At 67.5% G+C, this 10,802-nt stretch carries 8 protein-coding genes; 4 read left to right on the top strand and 4 right to left on the bottom strand.

Annotated elements, in window-relative coordinates:
• A partial coding sequence (gene uvrA, locus VN779_RS16925) for an excinuclease ABC subunit UvrA (protein ID WP_325724384.1) occupies positions 1 to 2,162 on the bottom strand: 2,162 nt, incomplete at its 3' end.
• 217 nt (positions 2,163 to 2,379) lie between these two features.
• On the opposite strand from uvrA, the gene VN779_RS16920 reads away from it, so the two are divergent.
• From VN779_RS16920 to VN779_RS16905, 4 genes are all read left to right on the top strand, one after another.
• Positions 2,380 to 3,141, top strand: a complete 762-nt coding sequence (locus tag VN779_RS16920; RefSeq protein WP_325724382.1) for a maleylpyruvate isomerase family mycothiol-dependent enzyme — start codon at positions 2,380 to 2,382, stop codon at positions 3,139 to 3,141.
• Positions 3,142 to 3,171: 30 nt separating this feature from the next.
• Positions 3,172 to 3,825, top strand: a complete 654-nt coding sequence (locus VN779_RS16915; RefSeq protein WP_325724380.1) for an MBL fold metallo-hydrolase — start codon at positions 3,172 to 3,174, stop codon at positions 3,823 to 3,825.
• Positions 3,826 to 3,964: 139 nt separating this feature from the next.
• Positions 3,965 to 5,314, top strand: a complete 1,350-nt coding sequence (locus VN779_RS16910) for a hypothetical protein (RefSeq protein WP_325724378.1) — start codon at positions 3,965 to 3,967, stop codon at positions 5,312 to 5,314.
• Between the two features lie 181 nt (positions 5,315 to 5,495).
• Entirely contained in the window at positions 5,496 to 6,359 is an 864-nt protein-coding gene (locus tag VN779_RS16905) for a mechanosensitive ion channel family protein (protein ID WP_349260833.1), read from the top strand.
• A 102-nt stretch (positions 6,360 to 6,461) separates the two neighbouring features.
• Here the strand turns inward: VN779_RS16905 and VN779_RS16900 are convergent, their stop codons facing one another.
• From VN779_RS16900 to VN779_RS16890, 3 genes are all read right to left on the bottom strand, one after another.
• Positions 6,462 to 6,761: a DUF6401 family natural product biosynthesis protein gene (locus VN779_RS16900; protein ID WP_325724374.1), complete on the bottom strand. Its 300-nt coding sequence runs from the start codon at positions 6,759 to 6,761 to the stop codon at positions 6,462 to 6,464.
• 88 nt (positions 6,762 to 6,849) lie between these two features.
• Positions 6,850 to 9,558: a lectin gene (locus VN779_RS16895; RefSeq protein ID WP_325724373.1), complete on the bottom strand. Its 2,709-nt coding sequence runs from the start codon at positions 9,556 to 9,558 to the stop codon at positions 6,850 to 6,852.
• A gap of 6 nt (positions 9,559 to 9,564) precedes the next feature.
• Positions 9,565 to 10,632, bottom strand: coding sequence for a phosphatidylinositol-specific phospholipase C domain-containing protein (locus VN779_RS16890; RefSeq protein WP_325724371.1), 1,068 nt, complete (start codon positions 10,630 to 10,632; stop codon positions 9,565 to 9,567).
• Between the last annotated feature and the right edge of the window lie 170 nt (positions 10,633 to 10,802).

The following is a 10,802-nucleotide window of genomic DNA, read 5'->3' as shown; positions in this document are numbered from 1 at the left end:
GCGGGGTTCGACCGCGGGGTGCGGCCGATCGGCGACTGGTCGACGTGCACCACCTTGTCGAGGTGATCGACCCCTGCGACTCGGGTGTGCCGCCCGGGGACCGCGCGCGCTCCGTTCAGCTCGCGGGCGAGGTGCGTATAGAGGATGTCGTTGACTAGCGTGGACTTTCCGGATCCGGACACACCGGTGACGGCGACGAAGCAGCCGAGCGGGAAGCTGACGTCGATGTCCTTGAGGTTGTGCTCCTGCGCGCCGTGCACGGTCAGCACCCGCTTGGGGTCCACGGGGCGTCGCTGGGCGGGCAACTCGATGCGCATCCGGCCTGACAGGTACGCACCAGTGAGCGAGTCTTCGGAGTCGAGCAGATCGGAGACCGGTCCTGAGACGACCACGTGCCCGCCGTGCTCGCCCGCGCCGGGGCCGATGTCCACCACCCAGTCGGCGACCTTGATGGTGTCCTCGTCGTGCTCGACGACGATCAGGGTGTTGCCTAGGTTGCGCAGCCGCAACAGGGTTTCGATCAGCCGGTGGTTGTCGCGTTGGTGCAGACCGATGGACGGCTCGTCGAGCACGTACAAAACCCCGACGAGGCCGGAGCCGATCTGGGTGGCCAGCCGGATGCGCTGGGCCTCGCCGCCGGCCAGGGTGGCTGAAGCGCGGTCCAGAGACAGGTAGTCCAGGCCCACGTCGACCAGGAACTGCAGCCGCTCGTTGACCTCCTTGAGCACCCGCTCGGCGATCTGCGCCTCGCGCGAACTGAGCTTGAGCTGCTTGAGGAAGCGCGCGCACTCGCCGACCGGCATCGAGGCGACCTCGGCGATCGACTTGCCGCCGCCCTCGCCGTCGCTCTTCTCCCCCAGGGTCACGGCGAGCACGAGCGGCTTGAGGCGAGTGCCCTTACACGCAGGGCACGGAGCCTCGCGCATGTATCCGGCGTGCCGCTCCCGCGCGCTGTCGGACTCGGCCTCGCTGTGCCGGCGCTCGATCCACGGGATGACGCCCTCGAAGCCGGTGGAGTAGCTGCGGGTGCGGCCGAACCGGTTGGTGTAGCTGACCGTCACCTTGTGGTTGTGGCCCTGCAGGATCGCCTTGCGCGCCTTGAGCGGCAGCTTGCGCCACGGGGCGTCCAGATCGAAGCCGAGTTCGTCGGCCAGGCCCTCCAGCAACCTGCCGAAATACTCAGAGCCCTGACCGGCCGCGGTCCACGGGGCGATCGCGCCCTCCGCGACCGAAAGGTCCGGGTCCGGGATGATCAGTTCCTCGTCGACCTCCATCCGGATGCCGAGGCCGGTGCATTCCGGGCAGGCGCCGAACGGGGAGTTGAACGAGAAGGAGCGCGGCTCGAGCTCTTCGAAGGACAGGTCGTCGTAGGGGCAGTACAGGTGCTCGGAGTACATCCGCTCGCGCTGCGGGTCGTCCTCGGGCAGGTCCACGAAGTCCAGCGTGATCATCCCGCCAGCCAGGCCGAGCGCGGTCTCAATCGAGTCGGTCAGGCGCCGCTTGGCAGGATTTTCTCCATTGACACTGCCCTTGACCGCGAGCCGGTCCACGATCACCTCGATCGTGTGCTTCTCCTGCTTCTTGAGCACCGGCGGTTCGGCGAGCTGGATCACCGTGCCGTCTACGCGCGCCCTGCTGTAACCCTTGCTTTGCAGATCCTTGAACAGCTCCCCGTACTCGCCCTTGCGTTCACGAATCACCGGCGCGAGGACCTGAAAGCGGGTGCCCTCTTCCAGTTCGAGCACCCGCTCGACGATCTGCTGCGGGGCCTGCCGGGCGATCGGCCGCCCGCATTCGGGACAGTGCGGCCGTCCGGCGCGCGCGTAAAGCAGGCGCAGGTAGTCGTAGACCTCGGTGATGGTGCCCACGGTCGAGCGCGGGTTCTTCGAGGTGGACTTCTGGTCGATGGAGACCGCGGGAGACAGGCCCTCGATGAAGTCGACGTCCGGCTTGTCCATCTGGCCGAGGAACTGGCGGGCGTACGCGGACAGCGATTCGACGTACCGCCGCTGGCCCTCGGCGAAGATCGTGTCGAAGGCGAGGGAGGACTTGCCGGAGCCGGAAAGGCCGGTGAACACGATAAGGGCGTCACGCGGCAGATCAAGCGAGACGTCTTTCAGATTGTGCTCGCGCGCCCCACGCACGACCAGCTTGTCCGTCACCGATGGCTCCCATGCTTCCGACTGTCTTGGCCCGCCGAACACTCCCCCAAACATGCTAGGCGGCCGCACCGACAGACTTGTTCCGTTCCGGATAAGGTCCCGTGGCGCGCTGGTGTTCCCACGCCGACTTCCGCGGTGACGCGCAACGCTTCCCTGCGTGGCGCGCGATGCGTGCTTGCGTGGCGCGGCCGGGGCACGCTGCGGGAGAGTAGGAACCATGACGATTGATCCGCGCTCCCCGGACTTCGACCCGACCGCGCTGCTGGCCGAGATCACCGAAGCGACCGCCCAGTTGCTCGGCTCGGTCGAGCGGCTCGATGACCAGGCGGTCCGCGAGCCGTGCGCGCTGCCTGACTGGACCCGCGGGCATCTGCTGACCCACCTGGCCCGTAACGCGGACGCGCTGTGCAACCTGCTGACCTGGGCCGCGACCGGGGAACGGCACGAGGCGTACCCGAAGCCAGGGCAGCGAACCGAGGACATCGAGGCCGGTGCCGGGCGCACCGCCGAGCAGCTCGCCACCGATCTGCGTGATGCCGGACAGCGCTTCGCCGAGGCGGCGGCGCGCCTCACGCCCGAGCAGTGGCGGTCCACAGTCGAGCGGCCCACCGGCGGCCCGCAGCCGGCCACGCGCATTCCCTGGTGGCGTCTGGAGGAGGTCTACATCCACCACGTGGACCTCGACCTCGGCTTCTCCCCCGCGCACTGGCCTACCGAATTCACCGGCCCCGCGCTGGAGATGACTGCCGAGCGCTTCACCAACCCGGCGTATGCCAAGAAGGTCGAGACGCCGTTCCGCCTCTACGCGGAGGACACGGCGCGCACGGTGGGCGTCGGCTGCGACCCGGCGGAGAAGGAGCACCTGCTGGTACGCGGCCCCGAACCAGCGCTGCTGGCCTGGCTGATCGGCCGCAGTAACGGCGACGGCCTGGTCGTCGAGCCCTTCGACGCCCTGCCCGCCGTGCCAGCCTGGAACTGAGAGCGACCCGACGCAGCGAAAGGACGGCGCATGAGCTACCACGGCAATGTGACGGTCGGTGGCCCAGCGGACGTGCGCGAGCTCGCCCCGCTGATGATCACCAAGGTCGCGGTCGGCCCCTACGACAACAACGCGTACCTGCTGCGCTGCCGCCAAACGGACGAGCAGATGCTCATCGACGCGGCAGCTGAGCCCGACCGCCTCCTCAGCACGATCAACGGTTCGCTCGCCGCGGTGGTGACGACGCATCAGCACTCGGACCACTGGCAAGCCCTGCAAGCGGTCGTCGCCGCGACCGGCGCGCGTACCGCAGCAGGCGAATACGACGCGGATGACATCCCGGTGCACACGGACCTACGTCTGCGCGACGGCGAGACGATCAACGTCGGCAACATCCCGCTGCGCGTTATCCACTTGGTCGGTCACACCCCGGGTTCCATCGCCCTGCTCTACGACGACCCCAAAGGTCACCCGCACCTGTTCACCGGGGACTGCCTCTTCCCCGGCGGTGTCGGCAATACGCAGAAGGACCCAGAACGGTTCGCCTCGCTTTACAACGGCGTCGTGGAGAAGATCTTCGACGTGCTACCTGATGAAACCTGGGTCTATCCGGGGCATGGGCGGGACACGACGCTGGGCGCCGAGCGACCGCACCTCGCGGAGTGGAGAGCCCGAGGCTGGTGATCTGAGCACAGAAGCGCCGCACATTCGCCATCCGTCGGCGAGTGGACGGCGAGCTGAGAACTGCGAGCGCCGATTGTCCTCACGCTTCGTTCGGCGCTTCGCAGGGTGCTGTACCGACGCTGCAGGGTAGGTTACGCGGGTGGCGACTGAGCGTGGGGCGGGCGGCGGAAGCGGCGGGACGGGACCGAGCCGGAAGCAGCAGGTTCTGACGGCGGGCGCGCTGGGTGCGGTGGCTGGCGCGGCACTGGCCGGGCACCGTGGCGCTCGGGCGGGCTTGTTGGGCGCTGCGGCCGGCGCGTTGGGCTTGGGCGCCGCGGAGGCGGTGTCGCGCGGTCGGCAACGGCCTGGCGAGATTCCCGAGCTGTGGTCGCGCATCCTGGCCAGCGGCGCGATGACGGCGCCGGTGGCTTGGGCAGCCGGCCGGGCGACCGGTGCGGGGCCCGTGGCCGTCGGCGCGGTGAGTGGCGCGGCGGCCGGAGCGCTCGGGCTGCGGCCGCAGAAGGTGGCCTTGGGGCCGGTCCTCGGTATGGCCGTAGGCGGTGGGTTCGCGCTGCGGCGGCGGGCCGCGGCGCCCGCTGTGGTGGCTACCACGACCGTGGTTTCGTTTCGGGTGCTTTCGGCCCTGCTGTTCCGCGATCCGCAGATCAGCATGCTGGCCGAGCGCGTACACGCCGAGGATCTGCCGTTCGTCGTACCGCTCGAGTCGCGCAACCGGTACGTCGGCACCGGCTACGTACGAGAGCTAGCCGACGTGCTCGGCGGTACGTACACCGCGGACGCCCCTGATGTCGGCATCGTCGCGTCACTCGATGCGTTGGCTGGTCCGGAGTTCGATCCCGCACTCGTCGACCCGCGCGTCCGCGAGTTCTACGAGCACACGACACGGTTCACCCTCGACATCGTGCCCGAGTGGCGGCTGTGGGTGCGCCCGGGTTATCTGCTGTACCGCAACCTGCTCGCGCGTCCGCTGGGCCAGGCGAGCGTGCCGATGAACCAGCGCGAGACTCAGCGCGGCATTCGCAGCCGGATCGACACGATCTCCGCGCCCGAGGAGGACGTGATCGCGGTGCGCGGCTGGATCCGCTCCTTCGCCGACACGGACGAGCCGATCTATATCGGTATCTATACGACGTACCGCCACGAGGATCGTGGCTACGTCAGCGTCGGCTTCCCGCTCCCCCAGGCCAGTTTTACCGCGACACTCGCCCCGCGCTCGCGGCCGGGAGGCGGGCTGGTGTTAAGCAGCCGCAGCGAACTCAAGCACCCAGGGCACTACCTCACGTACATCGACGCCGAGAGCCGAGAGCTCACGACCGCGGCCGTGCAGGGCTTCGCCGAGGAACTTGACGTGTACGTCGAGGACGGCGAGCTACGCGCCGAGCACGCGTTCTGGGTCTTCGGCCTGCCGTTCATGGTTCTGCACTATCGGATGCACCGGAAGGGCGGGCAGAGCGCGACCGAGACCCCCGGGGAACCACCAACCGGCTGAAGCGCCGTCAGGCACTGGATCGCGCCGCCCGCAGGCGTTCTGACGCTTGCTCCGTTCTGACACCCATTCGGGTCACCCCACGCGCCACCCGATATGCACCGTGTTACCACGGTTGGTGTAGGTGTCCGCGCGGCGGGCGCGGCCCGGAGAGCAGGCGGTGACAGCGGTGCAGCAGATTCCCATGGCCTCCATCAACTTCAGCCAGGGCGTGACCGACGCGTGGAGCGCGGTGGCCCGATTCATCCCCAAGTTCGTCGGTTTCCTGGTCATCCTCTTCATCGGTTGGTTCATCGCGCGGCTGCTTGCCCGCGCGCTGGACGTGGTATTGCGCAAGGCCGGTTTCGAGCGGATGGCCGAGCGCGGCGGGATCAGCCGCGCGCTGGCGAACAGCAAATACGACACCACCGGCTTGATCTGCAAGGTGGTCTATTACGCGCTGCTGCTGGTCACGTTGCAGCTGGCGATCGGCGTATTCGGCAACAACCCGGTCAGCACCATGATCAACGGAGTGGTGGCGTGGCTGCCGCGCGGCCTGGTCGCGCTCGCGATCGTGGTGGTCGCGGCCTTCATCGCCCGCGTGGTGCGCGACCTGGTCGGCGCCGCGCTCTCCAGCCTGTCTTACGGCCGCACGCTGGCGACCATCGCATCCGTGTTCGTGCTCGGCATCGGCATCATCGCCGCGCTCGGGCAGGCCGGGATCGCGACCACGATCACTGGCCCGATCCTGGTGGCGGTGCTCGCCGCGATCGTCGGCGTCGTGGTGGTGGGCGTGGGTGGCGGCCTGATCATGCCGATGCGTCAACGGTGGGAGCGGGTGCTGGATGGCGCAGAACGTGATGCCCGAGGCGTGAGCGCTTACCAGCAGGGCCGGTCCGACGCGCTGCGCGGCCAGGGCACGATGGCGCCTCCCGCGACCGCACGACCGATGTCGGGCGGGACCGGAACGATGGGCACGAGCACCGAGAGTGGGACCGGCGGGATGGGACAGAGCGGGCCCGGTACGCCGCCGCCTGGACCGTCCGGCAACCCGCCGATGAGTGGCTGATACGGGTTCGCGTGCGTAAGGCGTAAGGCAGATAGCGTGAGCGCCGCCTATCCGGCGGCGCTCACGCTGCTTCTGACTAACACGCGCCTGACTCACGCGCCTCTAAATGACACCGTATTCACGCATGAAGTGGCATACGGCTATTAGGCGCACCGTGGCGAAGTCGTACCCTTCGTGCGCCAACCAGCCCATCTCATGCAGCGCGTCGGTGAACCCGAGTACATAGTCGGACAGTGCTTCACGCAGCGATCGGTGCCCGTGAACTACGTCGCGCACCGCGGCGGCGTGCTGATCGACCGCAGCTACCAGCCCCGGCTCGAAGGCAAGCTCCGGCAGCCGCCAACCGTATTGCTCGGCGATCGCGGCAAGTGGAGACATACCGGGGAAGGTACTGTCGGTCACGGCGCGCTCACTCCTCCTCCATCGATCGGGCGACAGGTAGCGAGCAACAATACCTATACTCCGAAAGAGTGAGGTTAACCGGGGTTGACTAGGGAAGTTTCCAGACCTCGTCGGCAGCTCCGGGCGTGCATGTGTTGATCTGAAGTTGGTCCGTGTCATTCGTGGTGCTTGCGTAGAGGCACAGGCCCGAGCCAACGTTCACAAGCTGGCCGGCCGCGGTCGCGACCCACTGCTGCGCAGTCGTGCCGTTGCAGGTGTAGAGCTGGATCTTGGTGCCCGCTGTCGTCGCGCCACCGATCACATCCATGCACTTGTTGAAGACCTGGAGCGTGTGGTCCGGGACCACGGTCCAGTTCTGCGCTCCGGTTCCGTTGCAGGTATAGAGCTGGATGTGAGTGCCGTTGCCGGTGCCCGAGCGGGCGTCGTCAACGCACTTGCCCGCGATACCCGACGTGATCGGGCCGACCGGTTCGGTGATGAACGAGGTCGCGGTCCCGTCGTACGAGGGAGGCGCGGAGGTCGACGCCGTAGCCCACGAGGTGTTCGCGGACGATCCGAGCGTGTAGTTCAGCGTCGCACCAGCGGCCACTGCGCTCTTAGGCAGGTAGGCGTTGTTCCATGCGGCGCCGTTGTACGTCAGGCTTTGTACGTACGGCGATCCGTCGGCTGCGGCAGGCGCGTTGATGGTCATCTGGTTAGCCGCGCCCGGATTCACGATCGCCTGGCTGAACAGCGGGCTGCCCAGTGCGAGGTCCGCGGTGCCGGGCGTCTCCGGGTACATGCCGAGCGCCGACCATACGTACCACGAGCTCATCTCGCCGAGGTCGTCGTTCCCGGCCAGTCCTCCCGGCGTGTTCGGCCAGAGCTGATCCTGGATCTGCCGCACGTCCCGCTGCGTCTTGTAGGGCTGCGCGACGTAGTCGTATTCCCAGGGCAGTTCGAAGCTCGGCTCGTTGCCCATGTTCGCCTGGAAACCGGCCAGGCTGAGCAGTCCCGAGTAGCCGGACAGCACGTGGTCGAGGTAGCCGGAGAGCCCCGAGTTCCCGCCTTCGGCCGAGGCGAGCCCGGCCACGTTGAACGGGATCATCCCGGTGTAGATGAGCGAGTCGCCCTCGGCGAAGTCGTTGCTGTTGGTGCCGCCGCTGATCGGATAGGCCAGGAAGCCGTCCATCCAGCGTCCGTTGGAGTGCCGGGGCTGGATATAGCCGCTGGAGGGGTTGTAGATGTTGCGCCAGTTCTGCGCGCGGTTCTGGAACTTGGTCTGATCGGCGGAATCGCCGAGCGCTCCGGCGAACGCGGACAGCGCGAAGTCAGCCGAGTCGTACTCCAGTTGCGTGGAGACGGTGGCGTATTCGTGGCAGCAGCCGTAGCCGCTGTCGGTCGGCAGGTAGCCGAAGGTGTCGAGATAGCCGACGCCCGGACGGTCGTTGTTCGTCGTCGTGGCCTGATTCACCATCGCGGACAGCGCCGCCGATGTGTCGAAGTTCCTGGCGCCGAAGGCGTAGTAGTCGGCGAGCACGATCGCGCCGGGGTCGCCGACCATGATGTAGGTCTCGCCATTGTTCATGGCCCACTTGGGCAGGGTGCCGCCCTGCTTGTAGTCGTTGACCATGGACTGGGCCATGTCGCTTGCGGCGGCCGGGTTGATCAGGGCTGTGAGTTGGGCTTGGCTGCGGTAGATGTCCCAGCCCGAGTAGTTCGCGTATTGCGCGTGGCCGGCCGGGACCGCGTGCACGGCTTGATCAAAGCCCAGATACGAACCGTCGGCGTCGCTGAAGATGTTCGGGTGCAGCGATGCGTGGTAGAGCGAACTGTAGAAGACAGTTTGCTGGTCGGAGGTTCCCCCGGCGATCTGGATTTTGCCGAGCTGCGCGTCCCAGGCGGCGTGTGCGGCGGCCTGGACCGTGGCGAAGCTCGTGGTGGCGGGGATTTCGGCATCCCGGTTGGCCCGCGCCTCGGTGGCCGAGGTGTAGGAGATGCCGACGCGAGCGAGCACGCTCTGGTTCGCCGTCGTATCGAAGGTCACGTATTCACCGGCGGGACCGGAAGACGTAGAGCCGTACGCACCGTTGGCGGTGAATGCGTGGTCGAAGCTGATCGCGAAGTACAGCGTGAACGGGTTCGCCGCCTCGCAGAAACCGTTGCTGGTCACGGATCCGACGAGCTCGGTGTTGCTTAGGACGCTGACGCTGGTCGCGCTTGACGGGGACTGGCTGTTGGCGACCTTGAGGATCAGGTTCGCCTGCGTCGTGGCCGGGAAGGTGAAGCGGCCAAGGCCGGCCCGCGCCGTGGTGGTCAGTTCGGTCTTCACGCCGTTGCCGAGCGTCACCCCGTAGTAGCCGGGGTTCGCGCTCTCGTTCGAGTGCGAGAAGGATTGCGAATCAGAGCCCGGAGAGCTGTCGATCGCGCCGACCGTGGGCAGGATCGGGACGTCTCCGGCCGCGTCGCATCCCGGTCCTGATATGTGCGTCAGGCTGAAGCCGGTGATGCTGGAATCGCCGTAGTCGTATCCGCCTCCCTTCGGCCGCGAGTTGGTGTCCGGGCTCCACTGGATCATGCCGTAGGGCAGATCCGCACCGGGGAAGTCGTGGCCGTCGCCGGTGGTGCCGATGAACGGGTTCACCACCGAGGCCGGGTCGGTGACGAGGGTTGCTGACTTTGGGGCCGCCGTGGTCGCCGCACGCGCGGTCGCGCCCGCCACGCTCACCGAAGTGAGCGCAGTGGCGAGCGCGGTTGCGAGAGCCGTGACGGCGACCCTGCGCGGCCGCGTGAGTGCGCGGCTGGCAGAGGTCGTCATCGTGGATCAGCCTCGCGGGAGAACGTCGGGCAGCACGCCGTTGGCGGGCGCCGTGGTCCAGTCGGTGGAGACGAAGGAGACGCTGTCCGAAGCGAGCAGGGCCACGCGGGCCTGCGCGTCGGTGAGCGCGGGGTCGGAGCTGGAGAGCGCCGGAGTGACGTCGTAGGCGTCGGTCGCGACGACGAGGTAGTGGTTCGCGTTGTACCACTCGGTGTTTCCGTCGCTGACGTATGTGTTCGCGTCACCATCGAAGACCACGAACCAGGGACGCAATGTGGCGTCCGAGTAGCGGGTGCGCGGGTCGCCGCTCTGCGCGCCGAGGACGCTCGGGAAGATCTCCGCGTTGGAGATGGTGCCAGACGCTGCCAGACCCTTGAGATAGGTCGAGTACTCGACGTCGGTCCACAGGTGGTCGAAGGGGTTGCCCTGCTCGAAGGTGCCGGGGATCGCCTCGACGATCGCCTTGCCCTGCAACGCGGAGCGGCTCGGCCAGTTGCCTGCCTTCGCGGCGGTGTCCAGGTCGGGGTACAGGCTGCCGTCCGGCTTGGTCAGCAGGTCCACCGGCCGGTAGACGAGGTTGCCGAGGTTCGCCTTGATGTACCCGTCGAGTTCGGCCGGGCCCATGCCGATCGTCTGGTCGAAGCCGGACTTCAGTTCCAGCTTGATCATGATCGGGTTGGCCGTCGGGTGCGCCTGGAGCCAGACCCGGATGTCGTCGAGGCAGCTGTCCAGGTTCTGGCTGCGGTTGCCGGTGTAGGCACCGGCCAGCGTGCTGGTCTGGACGCAGTTGTTGCTGCTGCCGATCGGGTTGCTGTGGCTGACGTTCCACTTGTGCGTGAACGGATTCACCCACGCGTCGAGCTCGATCAGGGTAGATCCGGCGTCTAGCGCCTGGTCGAGGTAGGTGTAAGCGCTCTGATCGTACGTGTTGTGCACGCCGACCGAGGTGCCTGCGGCAAGGGAGAGGGAGCCGTCGTCGAGGGCCGAAGCGCTGCCTGGCTGCAAGGCAAGCGCGGCGGTCAACGCGGTGACGGCGCTCAAGGCGGCGGCAGCGCGGCGGGAGTGGGTGGGCATGCCAAACTCCTGATGGGTGCGGAAAGTGCCTAGTGCAGAACGGAGCTTCGGCGGAGCAGGTGAATGCGCGCGGTATCGGGCGTGGCGGGAGGGAGGCCACCGAATGTGAACTTTGGTTCAGCTCTGTGCGCCGCGCAAGAGTGGAACCGTGCTCTTAGGTAAGAAGTCTG

Source organism: Actinocrinis sp., from assembly GCF_035605935.1.
Classification (GTDB): Bacteria; Actinomycetota; Actinomycetes; order Streptomycetales; family Catenulisporaceae; genus Actinocrinis.
This window is presented reverse-complemented; position numbering and strand designations above follow the sequence as displayed.